Source organism: Acinetobacter bouvetii, from assembly GCF_902753875.1.
Taxonomy (GTDB): domain Bacteria; phylum Pseudomonadota; class Gammaproteobacteria; order Pseudomonadales; family Moraxellaceae; genus Acinetobacter; species Acinetobacter bouvetii_A.
Window position 1 is genome coordinate 47,526 of the sequence record NZ_CADDTS010000007.1, and the last position, 23,563, is coordinate 71,088.

A 23,563-nucleotide genomic window follows, 5' to 3' on the forward strand; every position below is an offset into this window, starting at 1 on the left:
AAAAATACAAAGATAAAAAAGAGTATAGGCTAATGATTTGGGTGGAAATAATTGCAGTTCTAGTGATATGGCTGAGCTTCTGGTCACTGATCCCACGAGATGAATGGTGGTTTCGTGGTGCCGATTTTCCACGCTTACAAATTTTGGCTTTAGGTCTGATTACTTTTGTCCTGCTTCTGGTCTGGGATCAGCCGTGGAATTTGCGCCGAGAAATTATATTTGTTGCCTTGATGGCCGCGCTGGCCTATCAACTTAAAATGGTGCTTCCTTATACCTTTGTCTGGAAAAAACAGGTCAAACAGGTTCGTTCAGAGCAATTAAATACAGATAAGCAAATTTCAATGATTGTGTCGAATGTGCTGACCCCCAATACCAAATATCATTTATTAATTGAGCATATTCGCAAACATCGTCCCGATTTAGTTTTGACTCTGGAAACAGATCAGACCTGGCAAAATGAACTATCGGTTATTGAGCAGGATTATCCCTATCGTGTGCCTGTCCCTTTGGATAATCTGTATGGCATGCATTTGTATAGCAAGTTAAAGCTGGTCGATACTGAAGTAAAATTTATTTTGAGTGATGAAATTCCGTCAATTCATACCAGCGTGATTTTACGATCCGGGCAACCGGTACAGTTGTACTGTTTACATCCGAAACCACCCAGCCCTACTGAAGCCAAAGATTCAACACTACGCGATGCTGAACTTTTAATTGTCGGAGATCAAATCAAGGATCTGGATGAAAGTTGTATTGTGATGGGAGATCTCAATGATGTAGCCTGGAGTCGTACGACCCGACTGTTTCAGCGAATCAGTGGTTTACTGGACCCTCGTGTCGGTCGTCACTTCGTGAATACTTTTCATGCCGATTATCCTTTGTTGCGTTGGTCTCTGGATCATATTTTTCATAGCACAGATTTTGCTTTGGTTCAGATGAAAAGGTTGCGTCATATGGGGTCAGACCATTTTCCTGTCTATGTGGTGCTACAAACCGGACGTGTGTTCGAGCAAATTCAGGATGAATTGGAACAAACCGATGCCGATGAACAGGAAGCACAACAAGCCATTCAAGAAGGCATTGAAAAAGCTGAAAAAGAAGAAAAACTGGTTACAGATGAAATTGCGCAGGACTACAAAAATGGCAACAAGCAGGCTCCGTAAATAAGAGAAAAGTGTACGAAATGGCTTACATTGATTTAGGTCAATTGCGAATAGTTCTTTTTTATTGATTCTCTTAATCTAGACTCATCAGCCAAGGAGCAGGGAATGGAAAGTCCCACTACGGAAGAGATTTGATGGCTGGTGGTGAATCATCATGGAAATGATGTAGCAATGGAAAGCATTAACATAATAAAAATAAGATTTGAAAGCACAACCTCATGAGCCCGAGTTTTGCAGGATGCAGAACTCGGGTTATGATTTTATAGAACATCCTAAAAATAAAATTTCAGCCATGTACCTATCAAAATTTCAAGAACTTAAAATTTTTATTATTAATTTTACTGAATTATCACGTGATGCTTTGCATATTCATCTAGGGCTGCTGTTGTTTTTGGTTGTAGCTTTTTTTCACCATCGTCAATTGAAATCCAAGTGGGCAATCTGGACCGTGGTGATCGTTGCCATTGCGGCCGAGCTGTTTGATGCCAGAGACGATCTAATCAATCATGGGCTTTGGCGGATTGGGGCCAGTATGCACGATATCATCAATACCATTTTCTGGCCTTTGATCATTTGGCTGATGGCCCGATTTCGGGTGTGGAAGGGGTAATACACGATGACTGTTGAAATATCCATGCATGATCAAATTCAGGAAGCAGAAGTATTAAAAATTTACCGGGCAAATCACTGGTCATCGGCGCAAAAGCCGGTTCAGTTGATGGCAGCATTACAACATTCACATAGTCTGGTTACAGCCAGACAGGATGGAGTGCTCATCGGTCTGGGAAATGCGATATCTGATGGACATCTGGTGGTGTATTTCCCACATTTGCTGGTACATCCCGATTTTCAAAACCGTGGTGTGGGGCGATTGATGATGCAGGCAATGTTACTCAAATATAAAGATTTTCATCAAAAAATATTGGTGGCTGAACTTCAAGCCATAACATTTTATCAGTCCATGGGTTTTGTTCGAGCAGGACAAACTGAGCCGATGTGGATTTATGCTGGAACAGAACATTAAGGCTATCAATATAGATCTGATGCTATATTTACCCAGCCGGCTTTTATGAGGAGAAATTCAAAGCGGCTGGGGCAATAAAACCTGAATTTATTTTAAAACTTGTTGATATAAAGCAAGGGTTTGGTCACACATCTCTTTTAAACTAAATATCGTGACTGGCTTAACTTGCTGAGGTTTATCAATATGCTGCTGAACTGTATTGAAGAGTGCAGTGTGGTCGTCTACAGTAATTAAGCCTTGGGGATAGACATGCGACAGGATCTCGGCTACACCACCACGGTTCCAGCCAATCACTGGTGTGCCCACCGATAAAGCTTCCAAGGCCGTACGTCCAAAGGTTTCAGCCTGATTGGATAATGAAAGCACTACATCACTAAAAGCCAGCCACTCGCGAATATCTGAACGATGCCCGACAAAAGTGATTTTGTCAGTTAAACCTTTACTTTGAATATTGTCCTGCATTTCTTTTAAATAAGCGGCTTTTTTCGGGTCTGCGCCACCAACGACTACGGCATGTAGATTGGGATACTGTGACTGTAATTTTTCCATCAATTCAATCAGGGTTTCATGACCTTTTAGACGGGTAATCCGCCCGGGCAGGCAGAGTAAAAACTTGTTTTCCAGCTCCGGAAAGTCTTTAAAGGTTTGATTCAGCCATTGTGCTGAAGGCTGATAGCCATGCGGAAAAGCGGCAGGATCAATCCCGCGGTAAATCCGCACGATATCCTGTGGTGGGCAGTTTTTGTAATTGTCTCTAATGTATTTCACCACACTGTCAGATACGGCAATGACTTTTTCAGCCTGCGTCATGATCTGGCTATAACGGTTAATTGAATAGAAGCCATGTACGGTACTGATTAAATGTGGCCGACGCGCAGCCGGAATGCCTTTTAAAGCAAAATGGGTTAGCCATGCAGGAACACGGGAACGTACATGCACGATATCGGGCTGATGCTGTTCAATGAGCTTGCGCAAAGGGCGAATTTGCCAAAGACTGGACAGGGCTTTTTTATGAATGGCTAAAGTCAGATGGGTGGAGCCTTCCGCTTCCAATTGGACCACCAGCCGGCCACCATTCGACACCACCAGAGATTCATGGCCTTCTGCAACTAAGGCACGGGCGATTTCAAGGGTGCCTCGTTCTACGCCACCGCTATTCAGTTCAGGAAGAAGTTGCATCACTTTCATGTTTTTTTGCCTTTTGGATTGTCGCAAAACGGAGTTTTACCGTTTATTTATCCAATATTTGGAGTTTATTTCTTACTTTTGTTTCGGCAAAAGTAACAAAACCATTTGTTGGACTGACAATACATCCATGATATCGCAGTCCAACGGGCGACATCCTTGTCGCCTTTACACGATAGTAGATTCTGTGCGAGGTTTCTTAATTATCTTATTAATAGATCTTCTCAAAGCCTTCCGGACGAGTTTTAAAGCGACGGTGAAACCACATGTACTGGGTTGGCGCAATACGCAGTTGATTTTCGATGATTTTATTGACCCGGAGGGCATCATCCAGCTCATCTTCACTCGGTAAATTTTCGACTAGAGGTTCAATCAACACGTGATAACGCGGATCTTTTAAATCCCCTGTACGATAGAAATATAAAGGCACGGCTACAGCTTTGGATATTTTTAGCAAACGGCGATGTGCTGTCACGGTGGCCGCAGGCGTACCAAAAAACGGTGCCATGATGCCTTGTTTCAAGCCAAAATCCTGATCCGGACTGTACCAGATGGCATGTCCATCTTTGAGATTACGGATCAAACCACGCATGTCGTCATGGTCAATCTGGTTAGCGTATATGGTGGCTCGACAGCGGTAAATCAGCATATCGAGCAAGGGATTGTTCTGCGGACGATACACCACATCCGGTTCGAAATACTGTGCACACAGATAGCCACCGGCATCCAGCAAGGTCGAATGAGTACCGAGTAGTAGCACACCTTGACCTGCAGCCTGGGCATTTTTTATATGTTCCAGACCTTCAATACTGACCCGTCCCTTAAACCATTGCGGGCAGTACCAGGCATTCAGGGTTTCAAAAATACCAATCATCTGGTCGACAAAAACCTGACGCGCATTGTCCTGCACCTGCTGTGCGGACCATTCCGGAAAACAGACTTCCAGATTACGCACAGTGGTTTTACGACGGGATTTCAGTTTGTCAAAAGCAATATTGCCCAGCAAAGTCGCCAAGCGATACTGGATTGCCCAGGGTAAAATTGCCAAAATCATCAGAAAAATAATTCCGATCCAGATGCCCCAATATTTGGGTAACAGGAAGGACCATTGAAATTCTCCGGGTTTGTAATCTGGCTTTTTACTCATGGTAACCATTTATGTCTACAGTGAAGTGCATTTTAGCATGAAGCTGAATTGAAACAGAAAGTTCAAATCTCTGGCAATATTTAAAGGCCTATCAATTTAAGATTTGACCAGTCCGCCATCCACAATCAGGTTTTGTCCAGTGACCGCGCGTGAATAAGGCGAGAGGAAAATCATGATCGCTGAGGCAAACTCTTCAGGGGTGGTCACGTGACGCAAGGGCGTTGCTGCAGCAATAAAATCAAACACCGCTTCAGGTGTGGCTTTGCTGGCATCGGTACTTTGTAATAAGCCTCCGGAAAGCATATTGACATTAATTCCGTAGGGGCCCAGTTCATGTGCTGCGGTACGGGTAAAGGCCAATAAGGCGGCTTTGGCCGCAGTATAATCGTGATAAGGAACCACCGGATTTTGTACCAGATTGGTGCCAATATTGATAATGCGTCCAAAACCTGCATGCTTCATATCGGCAAGACCTGCCTGCGTGGTATAGAGGGCACCCAGTACCGCGCCTTCAAACTGTCGCTTCATGGTCTGTACCTCAAGCTCTTCAATCTTTGGTCGGGCATCGCCATTAAATTCAAAATGAATCAATGCATTATTGATGACCGAAGTAATGGCGGTACCGAAATGCTGTTTTGCGGCAGCAAAGAGCTGCTGAACTTGTGCTTTATCGGTGACATCAGCCTGAAACGCAAAGACCTGGTCAGGATATTGTCTGGCCAGTTCTTCGGCAGCGTTTTGACTGGAAAAATAATTCACCACCACCCGTGCACCTTCAGCAATCAGGGTTTTGCTGATGGCTAAACCTAAACCGCGAGCACCGCCAGTGACTAATACAATTTGATCGCGAATTTGCATGATCACGTCTCATTGTGAAGTTGCAGTCAACATAGCAAGCTTTGCGGCAAAGCCAAAGTCCTTTAAATAGGATTGTTGTGTCTGGGCTAAGTGCTACATGCTGATCGCAGCGCTCGGCAGCAAGGATTTTGTAAATAGATGCTATGAAAATTGCAGTAAAAGATTCATTCGCTAGGATGCTTTAAACCATTTATCTTGAATGAAACGTTGGCAGCAATACTCCACTGCATAGGCAATTAAACAGCCCACCAAACAATAGACAATACGCAGCAATGCACCATCAATCGTGTGATGCCCAAAGTCATATACAGAGACAATCATAAAACTAGACAGGGCAATACCGGTATATTGTGTGGCACGACAACTGACGCAAATCAGTGTGGTTAAGAAAATGCCCAACACAAAAAATAAGTACTCTAAGTTAATGTAATACATATGCAAAAAGCTGGCTTGCGCCATGCCGAGCCAAATTAATATCCCCACCAATGAACCAATAAAATTGCCTGTCACTTGGTTAAAATTAATCTTTTGGTTTAAGTCATGTTGAATGGTAAAAAATGCCGTTAATGAAGCCCAAAGAAAAAAGTTGGTGTCTTTGTCTTTATCAAAAATTAAAGCCAAAACCACAATGGCGACGGCACAGCTTAAAATTTTGACCACATACAAGGTATTGGCTCGGTCTTTGGGATGCATGAGATCTGCCTTATTTTTTGATTTTATATCGAGAGCGTGATGAACAATGTTGGCACTTGAGCAAGCGAACATTGTTGCATTTCAATGTTGATCAAGTTGCGCATAATATTCAAGCCAGATGAGAAAAAGCTTAAAAAAATGGCGAGTAGAACGAAAAATTAGTTCGCTCATTTGCTGATGTTGATATGCAAATGTTGATATGCGAATGCTAAGCCGATTACAACACAGACCATTTTGATGTGCAGGATATTTGTGTTGAGTATTGATGCGGGGTATCTGTGCTCGATATTGTGCTGCAATTTCGGTCTTGGCAAGCAATTGCAGGCGATATTGATTTAATCACGATTTTGGCTAGCAGTAAGTCGCAAAAAAATGAGCGCCATAGTGACTATGACGCTCATCAATAAAACTATCATCTAAAAGGTTAAAGAACGAAAAAAGTTACGGCCTTAGCCGTTGGCTAAATTTTCCAATTCTTCTAAGCGTTCCATTTTTTCTAACATTTCGTCATCAATAGCAGCAAGACGTTGTGAGGCTTTGGTCGCAGCATCAGCATCGGTCATAAACCATGAACCATCTGCCAATTTATCAGTAAGTTCTGCTTGTTCTTTTTCCAATGCGTCAATTTCAGCAGGCAATTGATCTAAAGCGCGTTGATCTTTGTAGCTGAGTTTGACTTTTTTGGGCGCAGTTGCAGCAGCTGCCGCTTCGGCTTTTGCCGCCGCTTTTTTAACAGCAGATTTTTGGTCGACAACTGTTTGGTCTGGACGTTGTTCTAAGTAATCTTGATAACCACCGATATATTCATCGATATTCCCCTTACCATCAAAGACCCAAGTCGATGTCACGACGTTATCCATAAAGGCACGGTCATGCGAAATCAACAGCAAGGTACCTTTGTAAGCACTGAGCATTTCTTCAAGCAGTTCCAACGTCACCATATCCAGGTCATTGGTCGGCTCATCCATCACGATTAAATTGGAAGGTTTGAGCAGTAATTTGGCGAGCAAAATACGGTTACGTTCACCACCAGAAAGCGCTTTTACTGGCGTACGAGCACGCTCCGGAGAGAACAAGAAGTCTTGCAGATAGCTGTAGATATGACGACGGCTACCATTCACGTCAACATGGTCAGAACCTTCAGAAACGTTATCTTTTACAGACTTTTCAAGATCTAAGGCATTACGCAGCTGGTCAAAGTACGCGACTTCAAGTTGCGTCCCGGTTTTAACCACGCCGCCATGTTCTTGCTCACCCAAAATGGCTTTAATTAATGTGGTTTTACCTACACCGTTATCACCCACGAGGCCAATACGGTCACCACGTAATACCAACGCCGAGAAATCTTTAATGATCGGTGCGCTGTCGCCAAATTGAACACTGAGGTTTTCAATTTCAAAGACCACTTTACCTGAGCGCTGTGCCTCTTGGGTCGCCATCGCCACTTTACCTTGCTGTGAGCGACGTGCTTTGGATTCTTCGCGTAGTGCTTTTAAGGCACGTACACGACCTTCATTACGGGTACGACGTGCTTTAATCCCTTGGCGAATCCAGACTTCTTCTTCAGCGAGTTTTTTGTCAAACAAAGCATTTTGTTTTTCTTCTGCTTCCATTTGCTGTGCTTTCAGGTCGAGATAACGTGAATAGTTACCATCAAAGCTGCGTAAAATGCCGCGATCCAGTTCTACAATACGGGTGGCAATACTGTCGACAAATGAACGGTCATGCGAAATAAATAGCAAGGTCAGATTATTTTGATCGAGCAGGAATTTTTCCAGCCATTCAATACTTTCAACGTCCAAATGGTTGGTTGGTTCGTCTAAAAGTAAAACATCGGGTTGCATCAATAATGCACGGGCGAGCAGTACACGACGTTTACGACCACCGGATAAATCGGCTAAATCGGCATCCGGGTCTAAGCCCATTTTACTTAAAATAGAATTGACTTTAGTTTCAAGCGCCCAGCCATCGAGCAGATCCATTTTATGTTGCAAGTGACCCATACGGTCGCAGGCTTCCATATCACCCAGTACACATGCGTCACTGGCTTCATGATATGCTTTTAATACTTCTGCGGCTTCACCTGCACCATCGGCAACAATGTCAGCGACTTTGCCGGAATCCATCGGCACATCCTGAGCCAGCATGGAGATGGTGATGCCATTTTGTAATGAAACTTCACCGCTATCAGGCAGTAAACTTCCTTCGATGAGTTTAAGTAAGGTAGACTTGCCTTCACCATTACGGCCAATCAAACAGACTCGTTCACCGCGTTCCAAATTAAAGTTCGCGCCGTCGAGCAGGGACGGTCCACCAAACGCAAGTTGGACATCCCTTAAAGTAATATAGGCCATACTGTTTCCTGAAATCCCAAATGAGGACTTAAAATGACTAAACAAAAAAATCTTAATGATCAGGCGTCATTTTCCGCACCCATAGAAGATTTGCAAGTCCGAATTACATTTTTAGATGATTTAGTTGAACAATTAAATGAACAAGTGACGCGTCAAAGTATTGAAATTGCAGATTTAAAGAAACAAATGCAGCTGCTTTACCAGCGTGTCGAATCTGCAGATTTATCTGAAGGCATTGCTGCCTTTGACCCAATGACCAACCGACCACCGCATTATTGATGGATTCAATGGAATCATTTCCATCTACGGATGTAGATGTCAGAATTTCTAAAAAAGGCGTTGTTGTTGCGACGCTGACATTGTAGAGCAGCCAAATTTAATTTGACCTTTTGCATGCTAACCGTTCTAATGCTCGGCATCTGCCTCGCTGAACTGTCTATTTGAAGATATGAGTCATAAAGTCGTTCTTCTTGATCTTGAAAATAATATGCTGACTGCGCAATTGCTGCGTAATATCATTCCGCATTACGAGACAATTTACCTGTTTAATGGTCAGGGAAAATTTGAATATGCTCTGGAAGATTTAACTGAATTTTCAAGTTGGATCAGCAGCGGGCAAGTGGTGATTCTGGAAACGGCAGAAGTCGAGCACAAAGAATTTGAATACGCGGTTGTGGTGGGACAATTGATTGCACTACTTGATGCCGATACCTCGATTGAACTCATTTCCGCCATGCCAAGCAGTGAAATTTTGCTAGACATGATGCAGTCTTCAAACCTGAACTGTAGCCTGATTCAAGTGCAGCCTGAAGAAGCTGCTACAAATTCAAAATACAAAATCCCGGGTATCGAAACCATCAAGCAAAAACCGGATTTGCTGTTGGTGAAAAAGTATTGTGATGCTTTAGGGAAAATGAAAGGCAAACCGAATACGCTGGAAAAACTGAAAAACTCGCTTGCCAATATTTTGCAGGTTGAGAACGATCAGCTGCAGCACCTTACCGGTTTATTGATTAATCTCAAAATTGTGAAACGTTTTGACGAGCAAATCAGCTTCCGTAAAAAAGTCATCAAGCAGTGGATGCAACTGGATTTAGAGCAAAATGCATCTGTAGAAAAAGCGCAAAATATTTCCACTGTTTTTGCTGAATTATCTACCGATTCTTCACAAGAAGGAGAGTCGGAGCAGGACAATACATTACAGCAGGCGCAAAAAGAGTTATTTAAAAACTTTTCCAAAATTGATCCTGTACAGGTGATTGTTGCGCAAAAACTCCGCGAATTAAAATCAGATAAACCAAAAGACATTTATGCCTTGCGCGATTTGCTGGAGCAAATGTTTCCCAAATCGGATGTTCGTTTATTACTTAAAGAATTGATTGAAAAGGGATATATTTACTGGAATGGCAGTGAAGTCCTGTATAGTCATGAGATGTTCTTGAATTAATTTGATGGCTGTAACTTGCGTTTTATATTCAGCTTATGCAACTCTAATAAAGGAATAAAAAGGTTGTACTATGGAAAATATTGGAATTTGGATTACAGTCCTGATTGTGGTCTTTGTGCTTGGCTCGATTTTTGGACTCCGTGTTAGCCCAAGAGAGAAAGCCTTAGGACTGATGCGTGAAAAGGCGCGCAAGATGGCTTTACATCCGCGTTTAGTGGCAGCGCCGGAATGGACTAAAATTCCGATGGCTACGGAAAACCGTGCCAGTATGGTGGCCTATTACAGTGTTTTAATTCCAGATGCCCGACTTCCATTGATGCGTGCACGAGTAGAAGATCAGAAGCTCAAACTGGTGCAAGGTGATGACAAGTTTAACGATTTGCCCATTGCATTAAAGGGCATTTATGCTATTGATATGCAAGCAAACTGTGTAGGACTCTATTGGGACGAAGAATCAGACCTTCGTGCAACACAGTTAGAAGACATCAAAACATTTTTACAGTCTTTGGCTGAACTTTAATTTATATCCCTAATTTATAAACAGGAATGATGGTTAACTATGGCGAACGCTCCTCGGTCTACATCCAAAAGCACCACAGCAAAATCACCGAGTGCTGCGAACAAACGTGCCTTAGTGATTGTGGAATCGCCTGCAAAAGCGAAAACAATCAATAAATATCTAGGTTCAAATTACATCGTAAAATCATCGGTAGGTCATGTGCGTGACTTGCCGACTGGCGGTTCGAAAACGACAGAGAAAAAACCTGCAACCCGTGTCAAATTGACCGACGAACAAAAAGCCGAAAAAGCCCAGTTAGCTTTGGTCAATCGTATGGGGGTTGATCCTGAACACGGCTGGAAAGCGCATTATGAAGTGCTTCCGGGCAAAGAAAATGTAGTTGCAGAATTGAAAAAACTGGCATCGCAAGTCGATGAAGTCTACCTCGCAACGGATTTGGACCGTGAAGGGGAAGCGATTGCCTGGCATTTAAAAGAAGTCATTGGTGGTGATGATTCACGTTACCAGCGTGTGGTGTTTAACGAAATTACCAAGAATGCCATTCAGGAAGCTTTTAAGCAGCCATCACGCTTAGACATTGACAAGGTCAATGCTCAGCAAGCCCGCCGTTTCCTCGACCGTGTTGTTGGCTTCATGATCTCGCCACTGTTGTGGGAAAAAATTGCCCGTGGTTTGTCGGCAGGTCGTGTGCAATCGGTTGCAGTCAAACTGGTGGTTGAGCGTGAACGTGACATTCGTGCCTTTATTCCTGAAGAATATTGGCAAGTGTTTGCAGATACCAAATCGCAAAAGGATGATATCCGTCTTGAAGCAGTGAAGCAGGGTGGTAAAACCCTCAAACTGCACAATAAAGCCGAAACCGATGCTTTATTGAACCTGATTAAAGATGCTGAATATAAAGTTGCCAGTCGTGAAGATAAACCGACCAAGGTCAACCCAAGCGCACCTTATATCACGTCAACCCTGCAACAGGCTGCAAGTACACGTTTAGGTTTCTCTGTGAAGAAAACCATGATGCTGGCACAGCGTCTGTATGAAGCCGGTTTCATCACCTATATGCGTACCGACTCCACGTTCTTGAGTGATGATGCTGTCAATATGGTGCGTGGTCATATTGAAAATGAATATGGCGCAAAATATTTGCCTGCCAAGCCCAACCGTTATGGTAACAAGGCCGGTGCGCAGGAAGCCCATGAAGCGATTCGTCCTTCAAACGTGGCACTGAAAGGCGATAGTCTGGTCGGTGTGGAACGTGATGCACAGCGTTTGTATGACCTGATCTGGCGCCAGTTTGTGGCTTGTCAGATGACTCCGGCAGAATATCTGTCATCGACTATTTTAGTTGATGTCAACGGTGTCGAACTAAAAGCCAAAGGCCGTACTCTGGTCTTTGATGGTTTCACCAAAGTTCGCGGTGCAAACAAAGCGGATGACGATATTCTGCTACCTGCGGTAAAAGTCGGTGAAGTGCTGAAACTGGAAAAACTTGATCCATCACAACACTTCACTAAACCGCCTGCACGTTTCACTGAAGCATCGCTGGTCAAAGAACTGGAAAAACGCGGTATTGGTCGTCCATCAACTTATGCTGCGATTATTTCCACCATTCAGGATCGTGGTTATGTGAAGCTGGATAATCGTCGTCTTTTTGCCGAGAAAATGGGCGAAATCGTGACGGATCGTTTGGATGAAAGTTTTAATAACCTGATGAATTATGACTTTACCGCGGATCTTGAAGGTCAGCTGGATAAAGTGGCCGACGGTCAGCGGAACTGGAAAGAATTGCTGGATAATTTCTACGGTGACTTTAAGAAACGCTTAACTACAGCCCAAGGCGAACAAGGCATGCGCCGTAACTTGCCAGTGGAAGTGGAAGCGGTGCATTGTCCTGAATGTTCTCGTCCCATGCAGATTCGTACAGGGACAACAGGCGTATTCTTGGGATGTTCAGGTTATAACCTGCCGCCTAAAGAACGTTGTAAAGGCACCCTGAATTTAACGCCAGTCGAATCTCTGGCGGCATTGTCTGATGATGATTCAGCAGAAACTGCAGACCTAATGTCGAAAAAACGTTGTCCGATTTGCGGTACTGCCATGGACAGCTATGTGATTGATGGTGGTCGTAAACTGCATATCTGTGGCAATAACCCAGACTGTGCCGGTTTTGAACTGGAAGAAGGTGAGTTCAAAATCAAGGGTTATGATGGCCCAACTATTCCATGCGACAAATGTGATGGCGAGATGCAGCTCAAGACTGGCCGTTTTGGTCCTTATTTTGCCTGCACCAGCTGTGACAATACCCGTAAAGTGTTAAAGAATGGTCAGCCTGCACCTCCTCGTGTAGATCCGATTAAAATGGAACACTTACGTTCAACCAAGCATGATGACTTCTTCGTGCTGCGTGATGGCGCGGCAGGTTTATTTCTGGCGGCCAGTAAGTTCCCGAAAGTACGTGAAACACGAGCACCTAAAGTGGCTGAACTGCGTACTGTGGCCGAGCAGCTTGATCCAAAATATCAGTTTATTTTGCAAGCGCCGGATGCTGACCCTGAAGGAAATCCAACCTTGGTGAAATTCAGCCGTAAGAACCAGGCGCAATATATTGGTTCGGAAACGCCTGAAGGTAAGCAAACCAAGTGGAGTCTGGTATTCCAGGATGGAAAATGGATTGAAGCTTAAGTTTTAACAATTTGAAAATGCTGACGAAAGTCGGCATTTTTTATGCCAAAATGATTTATATAAAAAATTGAATTAAACAATTAATTGGGGGAAGAGTGGAAATCCAGACAAAAAAGTTTGCAGTATTAATCGATGCGGATAATTCATCAATTAATGCCATTTCATCTGTACTTGAAGAAGTCGCTAAGTATGGAATAGCAAGTGTAAAAAGAGTCTATGGAGATTGGAGTAGTGAGACGCTAAAAAAGTGGAGAGATGTACTCCTGCCTCATGCAATTACTCCTGTACAGCAATTTGCCTATACCAAAGGCAAAGATGCAACAGATATGATCTTAATTATTGATGCCATGGATTTACTCTATGCAGGTGCATTAGATGGTTTTTGTATTGTATCAAGTGATAGTGATTTTACCCCTTTAGCCTCACGTATCCGTGAAAATGGGCTGAGTGTCTATGGTTTTGGTAAGAAATCGACTCCTGAAGCTTTTAAAAAGGCCTGTGATAAATTTATTTATGTGGAAAATCTAGTAATCGATACAGATGTTAAAAATGGTGAAGATGAAGAATTGTCATCAGCGCAGGATAAAAAAATAGCGGAAACAGTAAAATCAACAGAATCCAAGGCTATTCAACAAACCAAAGAAAGTACTCTACCTGAAGCCATGGATCGGGCGACTTTAAATTTAATTTATAAAGCTGTTAAAGATAACGCTGATGAAAATGGCTGGGCAAATTTGAGTATGGTTGGACAATATATTAGTGCAGTAAAACCTGATTTTGATTCTCGAAATTATGGCCGGGCTAAATTATCCGGTCTAATTAAAACGCTCAATTTGTTTGAAACTAAAATCGAAATGAGTCAGATGTATTTAAGAAAAATAAAAAAGCAGAGCATTGCGTAATATGTGGAAAAAAATACGAATTTTATGTTTATTGATGATTCTATTGATTGTGGCAGTGAATGCCTATCGTGACCAGAATCAGGACTGGTCCAAGCCTATTATTGTGATGTTGCATCCCATCAATGCAGATGGACGGGCTGCGACTCAAGATTATATTCAATCCCTGAATCTCTCTCAGTTAAAAGGAAGTCAAGAATATTTACAACAGATGTCGGAACAGTATCGCGGACAGCCGATCGTGATTTACTTTCAGTTGGGACGCGAGCTGAAACAATTGCCACCGAAAGTACCTGCACAAACAAGTATGTTGGAGAATATTTTATGGAGTCTGAAATTCCGTTTTTATGCATGGAAACAGCATCAACGTGCAGATGGTTCACCTAGTGTGACTTTGTTTTTAAATTATTATGATCCTGAAACTGCTAAAGAATTAAAACATTCTACTGCGTTACAAAAGGGTCGGATTGGTTCGGTTAATTTATTCGCATCCAAAAAACAGTCAGAACAAAACAAGATTGTACTGGTACATGAGTTAATGCATAGCTTTGGTGCAAGGGATAAATATGACCTAGCCACAGGCCAACCTGCGTATCCTAGTGGTTATGCTGATCCGCATCAGCAGCCTTTATTTCCACAGGCTAAAGCAGAGTTAATGGCCGGACATATTCCATTGTCACAACAAAAAAGCAAGATGCCCGATTCTTTGAAACAGACCGTGATTAATGAAATTACGGCAACCGAGCTAGGTTGGAAAAAATAAATGATGTGGATAAAAATGCACGGAAATAACAGACTTTTGCGAACAAAAGGATAATACTGGAAGAATTCCTAAACAAAAGACTTGAGAACAACATGAAAACAGTAGGAAATGACATAGTTCGACATCAGCTGCATGAAAATCGAAAGTGGTATTTAGGTCTGGGTATTCTGCTGACCCTGTTTGGTATCGTATTGCTTGCCTCGCTACCTTTTGCCACATTATCGGTGGTATTCCTGTTCGGTATACTGATGATGATTGGTGGTGTTCTGCACTTGATTGCAGCTTTTAAAATCTTTGAAGGCGGTTCCCGCTGGCTGTGGGCCCTGTTTGGTGTGCTGTATCTGGTTGCGGGTTATTATGCATTTACCACACCGGTAAAAACCGCCATTGTACTGACCAATCTTTTAGCGATTGTATTAGTTGTGGCCGGGATCATTCGTATTTTTAGTGCCATTGTTTTTAAAGCTTATCAAGGCTGGGGTTGGGTGCTGTTTTCAGGCCTATTAACCCTGATTACCGGGATTATTATTTTAAAATCGCCGGATGCGCCGTTTTGGGTGCTCGGACTGTTTCTGGCTGTGGATATCCTCTTTCAGGGCATTAATTATCTGACTTTGGCCTCTTATATTAAACGTGAAGTACCGCAAAGTTCGGCAGATGTATAAAAACTGAATGGGATAAAAGAGCGCATAGAGCGCTCTTTTTTATTTAAGGTTTGACCTGATATTGGCTACTGATGGCAATACGGTTCCATGTGTTAATCACAATGGCAATCCATTCAATCGCGGTGATTTCATCAGCAGACAAGACTTGAGCCGCCTGAGCATAAGCGTTATCTGGAAAATGCTGTTGTGCAATCAGGGTAATTTCTTCAATCAGGCTTAGTGCTGCGCGTTCTTTTTCCGAAAAATATTCAGACTCAGGCCATGCACTGATGAGTGCAATACGATCTACAGTTTCACCGACTTTAATCGCATCCTGCGTGTGCATTCTGACGCAAAATGCGCATTGATTGATTTGTGATGCACGCAGTTTGAGTAAGTGTGAAAAACCAATATCCATACCTGCTTGCTGTACTTTTTGCATAGACAGGTTTTCAAGTTCGAGTACGGTTTTATATAGTTCTGGCGCTGACTTGCCTAGATTTATACGTTGCATATGGCTTAACTTTTAAAAAATGGATTGGGATAATCTTAACGCTAAAATGCAATAAATATGACTGTTTTTATTTTACCGATCAGGCTCGCTGATAACAAATACTTGTGGGTAAACTTAAACGATTAGCAATCAAGAAATAAATGCCAAAATGAAACATAAATATCAAAGGGTTAGTTGAAAAACTGTTAATGTGAAGCTCTGTTGCAAAGAAGTTATGGATGATGAAAACGTTTATTTTAGCCCCCGATTCCTTTAAAGAAAGTATGAGTGCTGAACAGGCCTGTCAGGCTATGCAGCGTGGCATCCAACATGTCTATCCAGATGCCGTGTGTATTTCGGTTCCCATGGCCGATGGCGGAGAGGGTACAGTGGATGCCTTGGTTGCTGCACGACAGGGTCGCAAAGTCACCATTGAAGTATCCGGCCCATTAGTTGATTACAAAGTTCAGGCTTATTTCGGTCTGATCGAAAATGATCAAACGGCTGTCATTGAAATGGCGATGGCAAATGGCATTCATCTATTAGAAAAATTTCAGCGGAATCCTCTATTGACCAGCACTTTGGGTACTGGTGAGATGATTAAAGCCGCTTTGGATTTTGGTGTCTCTAAAATCATCATTGGTTTAGGGGGGAGTGTCACCAATGATGGTGGAAGTGGTATGGCCCAAGCCTTGGGCGTCAAGTTTCTGGATGCGCAGGGGCAAGAGGTTGCACTAGGAGGTAGTCAGCTCGACCAGATTCAAACTATCGATATTTCAGGTTTAGATGCGCGTTTAGCACAAACGGAGATCGTTATTGCCAGCGATGTGAATAATCCCTTATGTGGTGTAAATGGTGCATCTGCTGTTTTTGGGCCACAGAAAGGGGCTACCCCTGAAATGGTGAAAAGACTGGACCGCAACCTAGCGCATTTTGCCAATATTGTTGAATCAGAGCTAAATATCAGTAAACAGGATATCGCAGGTGCCGGTGCAGCAGGTGGTCTGGGTTTTGGTCTGATGGCTTTTGCCCATGCTTCCATTCAATCCGGTGTTGAATTGGTGATTCAAGAAACCCGGCTGGCTGAAAAAATTGCGCAGGCGGATTATGTATTGACCGGTGAAGGCAAAATTGATTTTCAGACGAAATTTGGTAAAACACCATTTGGTGTGGCGCAGGTCGCTAAGCGATTGAAAAAACCTGTGATCGCTTTTGCGGGTGTGATTGGGGATGATGGTATTGATGAGCTCTATGATTTGGGTTTTAGTCAAATTATAGGGATTAATCCACCTAACATTGATTTAGACAATGCAATGAAAAATGCAGAAAGGCATTTGGAGGATGCAGTAGTAGCCGTATTAAATAAACTTGAAAAGTGAGCATTCTAAATTCTAAAAGCAGAGAGCATCATGGCCTCGAAAGGATGTGAATATCTAAATGCTAACGCGTAGGCAAAGTGTTACTTTGACAGGGCAAAGTAACCAAACCCCTTTGTTATTCAGATGATGCGTCCATGCATCACTGAATAACGGCAGCATCCATGCTGCCTGTCACGAGGAAAATTCCTTCTAGAGTTTTCATAGCAAGTTTTCTGTGGATAGCTCTGCTAAACTATTCATCTCCCTAGCACGATGAGACACCATGAGTTTAGCCACCCTGATTAATGAATTAAACCCGCAACAAAAACAGGCTGCCACGACCGAGGCAAAGCATAGTCTGGTACTTGCAGGAGCAGGCTGTGGCAAAACCAAAACCATTGTGGCACGTGCCGCTTATCTGATTGATCAAGGTGTTCCAGCTAATCAAATTCAAATTTTGACCTTTACCCGACGTTCTGCCAGTGAAATTGTGGCACGGGTTGAATTGGCGCTGGGCGATCAGGCCAAAGGTCTGCGGGCTTCGACTTTTCATACTTTCTGCATGTATTTGCTGCGCCGTGTACCGAAGGCTTTTGGTTTGGAACAGTTCTCGATTATCGACCGTGATGATCAGTTGATGATGTTCCGTCTGATTCGCGGCAAAGATGATAAAAAAAATCCCAATGCCTTGCCTAAGCCTCAGCAGCTGTGTGATCTGTATTCCTTTGCGCGCAATACCCGACAAAAACTCAGTATTTCTTTGGAAAAACAGCATCCTGAATTTTTAGAATATAAAGATCAAATTGCGGACATCATGAAAGAATACGAAGCCCGAAAACGTGCCCGTAGCTTTCTGGATTATGACGATATTTTGGCAGTCGTGGCTTCAGCACTGGCGCAATCGGAAGGTCTTAGCGATTATGTGGCCTCCATTTGTCAGCATATGCTGGTGGATGAAATGCAGGATACCAACCCACTGCAATGGGCTTTACTCGAACCTTTAAAAGATAAAGTCAGTTTGTTCTGTGTGGGGGATGATGCCCAGTCCATTTACGGATTTCGCGGTGCAGACTTTGAAAATATTCACCATTTTAAAGAACGTGTGCCGGATGCGCAGATTTTTAAACTGGAACAGAATTACCGTTCTACTCAGCAAATTCTGGATCTGTCCAACTGGCTGCTCGATCAAAGTGACATCAAATATAACAAACGCTTAGATGCCTATCGTGGTGAAGGCATTAAGCCGAAAATGCATATTTTCCCGAATGAGTTTGATGAAGCCAAATGGATTGCCATTGATATTAAAGAGCGGCATTTTCTGGAAGGCACACCCTGGCATGAGCACATGGTCTTGGTGCGCTCCAGTTTTGCTGCGCGGCATATTGAAGCAGCATTTATTCAGGCCAATGTGCCTTACCGCTTTATTGGTGGGATGAAATTATTAGAAACGGCACATGTGAAAGACCTGCTCAGTTTATTGCGGGTGATTGCCAATCCTTTGGATGATATTGCCTGGATGCGTTTTCTGACCCTATGGAATGGTGTCGGTGATGTCGGGGCGAGTAAACTGGCACAGCAGTTATTGCAGCAAGCAGATACCGAGCTGATTTTTGAGAAACTGGAAAAATTTGGCCGCATTCCTGAAAAAACGCTGCTGATCATGAAGCAGATGGCCGTGTTAAAAACTGAAGTTCAAGCCTGTGTAAGTTTGGGCATAGAAGCACTGGTCGAGCAGCTTGAAGAAAACTATGCCAAAAAAGACTGGTCCAAACGGATGGGCGATTTTGATCTGGTCAAGCAGCTGGCGACCAAGCATGATCAGCTGAGTGAATTTCTGGAAGAATATGTACTCGATCCGGTGTCGATCAGTGAAATCGAGCGGCAGTCTGAAGATGATGTGGTGACCCTGATCACCATTCATTCCGCCAAAGGCACAGAACAGAAGATTTGCTATGTGGCAAACGTTTCCGCTGGGCAGTATCCGCATGCGCGTGCTCAGGGTAATTTTGATGAAGTTGAAGAAGAGCGCCGGGTTCTCTATGTAGCTTTGACCCGTGCCAAAGACGAGCTGATTTTGACCAAACAAAATCTGAACCTGTGGGCTCGGGATCAGGTGGATGAGCAGGGCCGTAAAGTTGAAAGTTATTTCTTCAATGATTTGACCCGCAACTTATGCACCACTGAAACCCATTACAAACCGCGTCAACAAACAGTCAAAAGTGCCTTAATTGAACGGCAATCGATTAATTTAGATTTTGGTATCGATCTCGATTAAACTATCTCAATATATTGAAGTGCAAAAAGTAAGTAGGCGAGTGCTTTTTGGTTTTTTTAGCCTATTTTAAGGTCTTGAGATGAAAATTTTAGTTCGTAATTTAGAACGTACCGTGACAGAAGTTGAATTGCTTGAATTGTTCAAGCAATATGGCACAGTTGATTCATGCACTTTGGTTTTGGATGCTGAAACAGGGAAATCTAAAGGCTTTGCTTTTGTGGAAATGCCACATGGCCGTGAAGCGGTAAAAGCCATTAAAGCGTTAAATACTTTACGTTTGCATGGACATGGTATCCGCGTGAAACAGGCGGAAGAGAAGCCAGAAGCGAAATAAACAAAAAAGGAGCGATGCTCCTTTTTTTATGGATGTGACTTTTTTATTGGATCAAGATGAAACGGAATTTTCATGCACTTTCAATTGTAGCACCTGCTGGACAGCGAATCGCTCAAGGCTTGAAAACACTTGAAGTGCGTTCGTGGCAGCCTGAGCAGTTACCCTTAACTGACTTGGTGATTGTGGAAAATAAAAACTATCTGAACAAAGAAGGTGATGAAGAATTCGGTCTGGCAGTCGCACTGGTGAATGTGGAATCTGTCCATCCATGGCGTGAATATGAAGTAGAAGCGGCTTGTGCCAACTACTGGGCAGCAGGATATTATGCCTGGCAGTTGAGTGATATCCGGCCCATCTCAGAAGAAATGATCGTGCCAGCCAAACGGCACATCTATTTAATTGAAATGGATCATCCATAATTTTTATTGTGCTTTATCTCAAAGAACGTTTAATCTTAACTATGTAATAACGCCAAAATTTAGGAAGTCTATTCATGTCTCGTGTTGCTCGCTTTCATGCCGATCGTACCAATCAAAAATTGTATTTTGCACGTCTTGCATGCCAACAAGCAGAGCAAACCGATCACATTCAACAGGCGCAGGCACATCGCGAAGCTGCGGTATTTCATCTGCATGGCGCAGTATTGGCCTTTTTGCAAGAGTTGGTACGTTACTACCGTTTAAATGACTTTATGCCTACCTTGAAGTCTATTGAAGATCAAATGGCAGAAAAAGGTCAGATTTCGCCTGAAGTGACCGTGATGCAGCAGCTCGCGAAACAGGGTTTTATTGCCGAGCTGAAACGTGCGTACCGTATGTGCCAATATGCACCGGAACCGAGTGCACCAGAACCTGAAGATGAAACTTCTTCTAACCTGATCATCAAAGTGACTCAAACCCCACAAGCCTGGTTACCAGACACCAAAATCTTGCGTGAATGGCACCGTGACCTGACCCAGCTGATTGATGGCTTTCGTAATGAAATGGTTGAATTTTAGACTTTACGATCAACGTGCTTGAAGTTTATGTCATCGACCCTATATAAATAATCTAAGCAATGCAAAGTGCAACAGCCCTTTGCCACCATGTTGAACATGGAGGATATATGTCTATAGAACATTTGAAAGAATTATTTGGTAATCAAGAAGCGATTTTAGAACTTGTTCAACTTGAAGGTGGTGAGTTGGCATTGCGAAATGCAGGCTCTGAAAAAGAACCGCTCGTCAAAATTCAGTTTAATGATGAAGTCAAAGCGTTGCTTGGTGACCAGACGCCAGTCATTGCCCAGCATATGGTACAGGCGGCGTTGTTTGCAATGATGGAAAAGCAGGTCAACGAATGGCAGGCTGAAGTTGTTGATGAACAACCCAAATACATGAGCTAATCTTAGCCCATAAAAAAAGCGCACTTCGGTGCGCTTTTTTTATGGGCTAAGATTAGTGTGTTGGTTCTTGATGATGTGCAATCTGAATCTGATTTAAAATATGGTTGGTCATGTTGATGGCCATTTCTTCTTTGGCAAAATAAACCTGACCGATATTTTCACGGCGAATCACTTCAGCTTCTTCCTTGCTTTCGGCGCATACCAATACCTGAATTTGCGGATTCAATGTTTTGGCAATATCGACAATTTTATGAATATCCAGAATATCCATTGGAGACAGCACCAGCAGGCGCGCATGCTGGATATGCGCCTGAATGAGTACTCCCGCTTCGGTTGCATGTCCAGATACCGCAGCAATGCCTTTGGCACGCAGGCTTTCCACAATCTCGCGGTTTTCTTCTGCAATGACTACCTTAATATCTTGCGCCATCAATGCTTTGGTAATGCGACGACCGACTTCACCATGTCCGACAATGACCACCTGATCGCGCAGATAATCTTGTGATACTTCATCGGGAAGCATGGCCAGCGGGTCACCACTACGTTCCAGTAAGCGCGCCAGATGTGAGCGTTCACGAATCCAGTTTTGCACCGGCTCAATGGCAGAAAAGATGAATGAGTTAAGGGTGATTGAGATCAGCGCACCGGCTAAAATCAGGTTTTGTCCATCCAGTGACAGTAGGTGCAGGGAAACACCTAAGGTCGCCAAAATAAAGGAGAATTCACCAATTTGCGCAAGACTTGCACCTACGGTTAAGGCGGTATTAATGGGGTAACGGAAGAACAATACCAGTGCCATGGCTGCAATGGTCTTACCAATCATAATAATAGCGACGACGGCAAGTACATGCAGCGGTTGTTCAAGTAAAATAAGTGGGTCAAACAGCATGCCCACAGAGACAAAGAATAGAATCGAGAAAATTTCACGTAAGGGCAGGGTTTCTTCTTCTGCACGATGGCTGAAATCGGATTCTTTGACTACCATTCCGGCGAAGAACGCACCAAGCGCCATGGACACGCCAAAGACTTTATATGCGCCAAATGCAATTGAAACGGCTGCTGCCACTACAGTCAGGGTAAACAGTTCACGTGAGCCCAGACGTGCAACAATCTGCATAATCCATGGCACCAGACGCTTACCAATAATCAGCATAAAGGCAATAAAACCAGCCACTTTCAGCAAAGTGACGGCTAATGTCATCCAGATGTTGGCATTTGGGTCAGAGCCTGCAATTGCTGTTCCACCCAGTAAAACCGCGGTCGCAGGAAGCAGCACCAGAACCAGTACCATGACCAGATCTTCAACCAGTAACCAGCCGACGGCAATTTTACCATTGACCGAATTGACCAGACCGCGGTCACCTAGCGCTTTTAGTAAGACGACGGTACTGGCACAGGACAAGCTCAAGCCAAACACCAGCGCTGAACCAAAGCTCCAGCCCCAGATCATGGAAACGCCGATACCCAGCAAGGTCGCGACCGCAATTTGTAATACGGCACCCGGTAAGGCAATACGTCGCACTTGCATCAGGTCGCTTAAGGAGAAGTGCATGCCAACGCCAAACATTAAAAACATTACCCCAAGTTCGGCTAGCTGGTTGGCCAGATGCATATCTCCCACGATTCCCGGGGTGTTTGGGCTAATCAAAATACCTGCGACCAGATAACCAATCAGCGGGGGAAGGCGAATGCGGGCAGCTATATAACCAAAAACAAGTGCAAGTCCAAAGCCAACGGCAAGCAATATTATAAGATCTACATCATGAGGCACTAAAAACTCCTTAAGCTTAAGCCAAAGTTAAGGGTAAAAAAAATAAGCACAAAAAATGCCAAAAAAGGAATGCCTGAAAGTGTAACAAGTCGGGCAAAAAAAATGCAAAAAAAAACGACCCCAAAGGGTCGCTTTTTTTAAGAAGTCAAAATTATTTAATTTTAGCTTCTTTGAAGATTACGTGTTGACGGATTTTTGGATCAAATTTTTTGATTTCCATTTTTTCCGGCATAGTACGTTTGTTCTTAGTCGTAGTATAGAAATAACCTGTACCAGCTGAAGAAACTAGGCGAATTTTATCACGCATTCTACTGACTCCTTAGATCTTTTGACCTTGAGCACGAAGATCAGCAACAACCTTTTCAATGCCCAATTTGTCGATAATACGCATACCTTTAGTGGTTAAACGAAGACGTACAAAACGTTTTTCGCTTTCTAACCAGAAACGGTGGTGATGCAGGTTCGGCTCGAACCGGCGTTTGGTTTTGTTATTGGCGTGCGAGACGTTGTTGCCAACGACTGGACGCTTGCCGGTAACTTGGCAAACCTTAGACATGGTGAACTCCATTGCTA

25 protein-coding genes are annotated in these 23,563 nt (G+C 43.4%); 16 read left to right on the plus strand and 9 right to left on the minus strand.

Going from position 1 to position 23,563, the window contains the following annotated elements:
* Positions 1 to 32 precede the first annotated feature (32 nt).
* The 3 genes from FB6_RS02055 to FB6_RS02065 all read left to right on the plus strand — a co-directional run bounded on the left by FB6_RS02055 (position 33) and on the right by FB6_RS02065 (position 2,187).
* Positions 33 to 1,163, plus strand: coding sequence for an endonuclease/exonuclease/phosphatase family protein (locus FB6_RS02055; RefSeq protein WP_174558409.1), 1,131 nt, complete (start codon positions 33 to 35; stop codon positions 1,161 to 1,163).
* Between the two features lie 238 nt (positions 1,164 to 1,401).
* On the plus strand, positions 1,402 to 1,773 hold the full coding sequence (locus FB6_RS02060; protein WP_254592181.1) for a hypothetical protein: 372 nt from the start codon (positions 1,402 to 1,404) through the stop codon (positions 1,771 to 1,773).
* A 6-nt stretch (positions 1,774 to 1,779) separates the two neighbouring features.
* Positions 1,780 to 2,187, plus strand: a complete 408-nt coding sequence (locus FB6_RS02065; protein WP_174558410.1) for a GNAT family N-acetyltransferase — start codon at positions 1,780 to 1,782, stop codon at positions 2,185 to 2,187.
* Positions 2,188 to 2,274: 87 nt separating this feature from the next.
* Here the strand turns inward: FB6_RS02065 and FB6_RS02070 are convergent, their stop codons facing one another.
* From FB6_RS02070 to FB6_RS02090, 5 genes are all read right to left on the minus strand, one after another.
* Positions 2,275 to 3,375: a glycosyltransferase family 4 protein gene (locus tag FB6_RS02070; protein WP_174558411.1), complete on the minus strand. Its 1,101-nt coding sequence runs from the start codon at positions 3,373 to 3,375 to the stop codon at positions 2,275 to 2,277.
* Positions 3,376 to 3,583: 208 nt separating this feature from the next.
* Positions 3,584 to 4,519, minus strand: coding sequence for an LpxL/LpxP family acyltransferase (locus FB6_RS02075; RefSeq protein ID WP_174558412.1), 936 nt, complete (start codon positions 4,517 to 4,519; stop codon positions 3,584 to 3,586).
* Between the two features lie 96 nt (positions 4,520 to 4,615).
* Positions 4,616 to 5,377 carry a 3-oxoacyl-ACP reductase gene (locus tag FB6_RS02080; protein ID WP_174558413.1) on the minus strand — a complete coding sequence of 254 codons (762 nt, stop codon included), beginning with the start codon at positions 5,375 to 5,377 and terminating at the stop codon, positions 4,616 to 4,618.
* Between the two features lie 171 nt (positions 5,378 to 5,548).
* Positions 5,549 to 6,070, minus strand: coding sequence for an FUSC family protein (locus tag FB6_RS02085; protein ID WP_174558414.1), 522 nt, complete (start codon positions 6,068 to 6,070; stop codon positions 5,549 to 5,551).
* A 449-nt stretch (positions 6,071 to 6,519) separates the two neighbouring features.
* Positions 6,520 to 8,424, minus strand: coding sequence for an ATP-binding cassette domain-containing protein (locus tag FB6_RS02090; RefSeq protein WP_174558415.1), 1,905 nt, complete (start codon positions 8,422 to 8,424; stop codon positions 6,520 to 6,522).
* A 33-nt stretch (positions 8,425 to 8,457) separates the two neighbouring features.
* Here FB6_RS02090 and FB6_RS02095 point away from each other — a divergent pair, with 33 nt between their 5' ends.
* From FB6_RS02095 to FB6_RS02125, 7 genes are all read left to right on the plus strand, one after another.
* Positions 8,458 to 8,703 (plus strand): SlyX family protein, encoded by a 246-nt coding sequence (locus FB6_RS02095; protein ID WP_174558416.1) that lies wholly within the window; start codon positions 8,458 to 8,460, stop codon positions 8,701 to 8,703.
* Between the two features lie 169 nt (positions 8,704 to 8,872).
* Entirely contained in the window at positions 8,873 to 9,871 is a 999-nt protein-coding gene (locus tag FB6_RS02100; RefSeq protein ID WP_174558417.1) for a hypothetical protein, read from the plus strand.
* A 70-nt stretch (positions 9,872 to 9,941) separates the two neighbouring features.
* A complete protein-coding gene (locus tag FB6_RS02105) occupies positions 9,942 to 10,391 on the plus strand; it encodes an ammonium transporter (RefSeq protein ID WP_174558418.1) in 450 nt (149 codons plus the stop codon).
* A gap of 39 nt (positions 10,392 to 10,430) precedes the next feature.
* Positions 10,431 to 13,070, plus strand: coding sequence for a type I DNA topoisomerase (gene topA / locus FB6_RS02110; RefSeq protein WP_174558419.1), 2,640 nt, complete (start codon positions 10,431 to 10,433; stop codon positions 13,068 to 13,070).
* A 95-nt stretch (positions 13,071 to 13,165) separates the two neighbouring features.
* Complete coding sequence (locus tag FB6_RS02115) at positions 13,166 to 13,972, plus strand: NYN domain-containing protein (RefSeq protein ID WP_174558420.1); 807 nt, start codon at positions 13,166 to 13,168, stop codon at positions 13,970 to 13,972.
* Between the two features lies 1 nt (position 13,973).
* Positions 13,974 to 14,732: a hypothetical protein gene (locus FB6_RS02120; RefSeq protein ID WP_174558421.1), complete on the plus strand. Its 759-nt coding sequence runs from the start codon at positions 13,974 to 13,976 to the stop codon at positions 14,730 to 14,732.
* Positions 14,733 to 14,824: 92 nt separating this feature from the next.
* On the plus strand, positions 14,825 to 15,397 hold the full coding sequence (locus tag FB6_RS02125; RefSeq protein ID WP_174558422.1) for an HdeD family acid-resistance protein: 573 nt from the start codon (positions 14,825 to 14,827) through the stop codon (positions 15,395 to 15,397).
* A gap of 43 nt (positions 15,398 to 15,440) precedes the next feature.
* Here the strand turns inward: FB6_RS02125 and FB6_RS02130 are convergent, their stop codons facing one another.
* Positions 15,441 to 15,890 (minus strand): carboxymuconolactone decarboxylase family protein, encoded by a 450-nt coding sequence (locus FB6_RS02130; protein WP_174558423.1) that lies wholly within the window; start codon positions 15,888 to 15,890, stop codon positions 15,441 to 15,443.
* A gap of 218 nt (positions 15,891 to 16,108) precedes the next feature.
* On the opposite strand from FB6_RS02130, the gene FB6_RS02135 reads away from it, so the two are divergent.
* The 6 genes from FB6_RS02135 to FB6_RS02160 all read left to right on the plus strand — a co-directional run bounded on the left by FB6_RS02135 (position 16,109) and on the right by FB6_RS02160 (position 21,219).
* Entirely contained in the window at positions 16,109 to 17,248 is a 1,140-nt protein-coding gene (locus tag FB6_RS02135; protein WP_174558424.1) for a glycerate kinase family protein, read from the plus strand.
* Positions 17,249 to 17,510: 262 nt separating this feature from the next.
* On the plus strand, positions 17,511 to 19,502 hold the full coding sequence (locus FB6_RS02140) for an ATP-dependent helicase (RefSeq protein WP_174558425.1): 1,992 nt from the start codon (positions 17,511 to 17,513) through the stop codon (positions 19,500 to 19,502).
* A 79-nt stretch (positions 19,503 to 19,581) separates the two neighbouring features.
* Positions 19,582 to 19,836, plus strand: a complete 255-nt coding sequence (locus tag FB6_RS02145) for an RNA recognition motif domain-containing protein (RefSeq protein WP_174558426.1) — start codon at positions 19,582 to 19,584, stop codon at positions 19,834 to 19,836.
* 56 nt (positions 19,837 to 19,892) lie between these two features.
* Positions 19,893 to 20,255, plus strand: a complete 363-nt coding sequence (locus FB6_RS02150; protein WP_174558427.1) for an ASCH domain-containing protein — start codon at positions 19,893 to 19,895, stop codon at positions 20,253 to 20,255.
* Positions 20,256 to 20,329: 74 nt separating this feature from the next.
* Positions 20,330 to 20,833, plus strand: coding sequence for a DUF6586 family protein (locus FB6_RS02155; protein ID WP_174558428.1), 504 nt, complete (start codon positions 20,330 to 20,332; stop codon positions 20,831 to 20,833).
* A gap of 107 nt (positions 20,834 to 20,940) precedes the next feature.
* Positions 20,941 to 21,219, plus strand: a complete 279-nt coding sequence (locus FB6_RS02160; RefSeq protein WP_174558429.1) for a hypothetical protein — start codon at positions 20,941 to 20,943, stop codon at positions 21,217 to 21,219.
* Positions 21,220 to 21,271: 52 nt separating this feature from the next.
* On the opposite strand, the gene FB6_RS02165 is transcribed toward FB6_RS02160, so the two are convergent.
* From FB6_RS02165 to rpmB, 3 genes are all read right to left on the minus strand, one after another.
* Positions 21,272 to 22,990, minus strand: coding sequence for a cation:proton antiporter (locus FB6_RS02165; protein WP_174558430.1), 1,719 nt, complete (start codon positions 22,988 to 22,990; stop codon positions 21,272 to 21,274).
* 151 nt (positions 22,991 to 23,141) lie between these two features.
* The gene (gene rpmG / locus FB6_RS02170) at positions 23,142 to 23,297 is read right to left on the minus strand and encodes a 50S ribosomal protein L33 (RefSeq protein ID WP_001205031.1); all 156 of its coding nucleotides are present in this window, start codon (positions 23,295 to 23,297) and stop codon (positions 23,142 to 23,144) included.
* A gap of 12 nt (positions 23,298 to 23,309) precedes the next feature.
* The gene (rpmB, locus tag FB6_RS02175) at positions 23,310 to 23,546 is read right to left on the minus strand and encodes a 50S ribosomal protein L28 (protein ID WP_000048256.1); all 237 of its coding nucleotides are present in this window, start codon (positions 23,544 to 23,546) and stop codon (positions 23,310 to 23,312) included.
* Positions 23,547 to 23,563: the final 17 nt, after the last annotated feature.

Bases quoted from the DNA above. Each gene is read 5' to 3' on its own strand.
- FB6_RS02065 (WP_174558410.1), top strand. From the start codon at position 1,780: ATGACTGTTGAAATATCCATGCATGATCAAATTCAGGAAGCAGAAGTA.
- FB6_RS02160 (WP_174558429.1), top strand. From the start codon at position 20,941: ATGTCTATAGAACATTTGAAAGAATTATTTGGTAATCAAGAAGCGATT.
- FB6_RS02100 (WP_174558417.1), top strand. From the start codon at position 8,873: ATGAGTCATAAAGTCGTTCTTCTTGATCTTGAAAATAATATGCTGACT.
- FB6_RS02150 (WP_174558427.1), top strand. From the start codon at position 19,893: ATGAAACGGAATTTTCATGCACTTTCAATTGTAGCACCTGCTGGACAG.
- FB6_RS02060 (WP_254592181.1), top strand. From the start codon at position 1,402: ATGCAGAACTCGGGTTATGATTTTATAGAACATCCTAAAAATAAAATT.
- FB6_RS02090 (WP_174558415.1), bottom strand. From the start codon at position 8,424: ATGGCCTATATTACTTTAAGGGATGTCCAACTTGCGTTTGGTGGACCG.
- FB6_RS02125 (WP_174558422.1), top strand. From the start codon at position 14,825: ATGAAAACAGTAGGAAATGACATAGTTCGACATCAGCTGCATGAAAAT.
- FB6_RS02095 (WP_174558416.1), top strand. From the start codon at position 8,458: ATGACTAAACAAAAAAATCTTAATGATCAGGCGTCATTTTCCGCACCC.
- FB6_RS02120 (WP_174558421.1), top strand. From the start codon at position 13,974: ATGTGGAAAAAAATACGAATTTTATGTTTATTGATGATTCTATTGATT.
- FB6_RS02070 (WP_174558411.1), bottom strand. From the start codon at position 3,375: ATGAAAGTGATGCAACTTCTTCCTGAACTGAATAGCGGTGGCGTAGAA.
- topA (WP_174558419.1), top strand. From the start codon at position 10,431: ATGGCGAACGCTCCTCGGTCTACATCCAAAAGCACCACAGCAAAATCA.
- rpmB (WP_000048256.1), bottom strand. From the start codon at position 23,546: ATGTCTAAGGTTTGCCAAGTTACCGGCAAGCGTCCAGTCGTTGGCAAC.
- FB6_RS02055 (WP_174558409.1), top strand. From the start codon at position 33: ATGATTTGGGTGGAAATAATTGCAGTTCTAGTGATATGGCTGAGCTTC.
- FB6_RS02130 (WP_174558423.1), bottom strand. From the start codon at position 15,890: ATGCAACGTATAAATCTAGGCAAGTCAGCGCCAGAACTATATAAAACC.
- FB6_RS02155 (WP_174558428.1), top strand. From the start codon at position 20,330: ATGTCTCGTGTTGCTCGCTTTCATGCCGATCGTACCAATCAAAAATTG.
- FB6_RS02105 (WP_174558418.1), top strand. From the start codon at position 9,942: ATGGAAAATATTGGAATTTGGATTACAGTCCTGATTGTGGTCTTTGTG.
- FB6_RS02145 (WP_174558426.1), top strand. From the start codon at position 19,582: ATGAAAATTTTAGTTCGTAATTTAGAACGTACCGTGACAGAAGTTGAA.
- FB6_RS02085 (WP_174558414.1), bottom strand. From the start codon at position 6,070: ATGCATCCCAAAGACCGAGCCAATACCTTGTATGTGGTCAAAATTTTA.
- FB6_RS02075 (WP_174558412.1), bottom strand. From the start codon at position 4,519: ATGAGTAAAAAGCCAGATTACAAACCCGGAGAATTTCAATGGTCCTTC.
- rpmG (WP_001205031.1), bottom strand. From the start codon at position 23,297: ATGCGTGATAAAATTCGCCTAGTTTCTTCAGCTGGTACAGGTTATTTC.
- FB6_RS02140 (WP_174558425.1), top strand. From the start codon at position 17,511: ATGAGTTTAGCCACCCTGATTAATGAATTAAACCCGCAACAAAAACAG.
- FB6_RS02135 (WP_174558424.1), top strand. From the start codon at position 16,109: ATGATGAAAACGTTTATTTTAGCCCCCGATTCCTTTAAAGAAAGTATG.
- FB6_RS02080 (WP_174558413.1), bottom strand. From the start codon at position 5,377: ATGCAAATTCGCGATCAAATTGTATTAGTCACTGGCGGTGCTCGCGGT.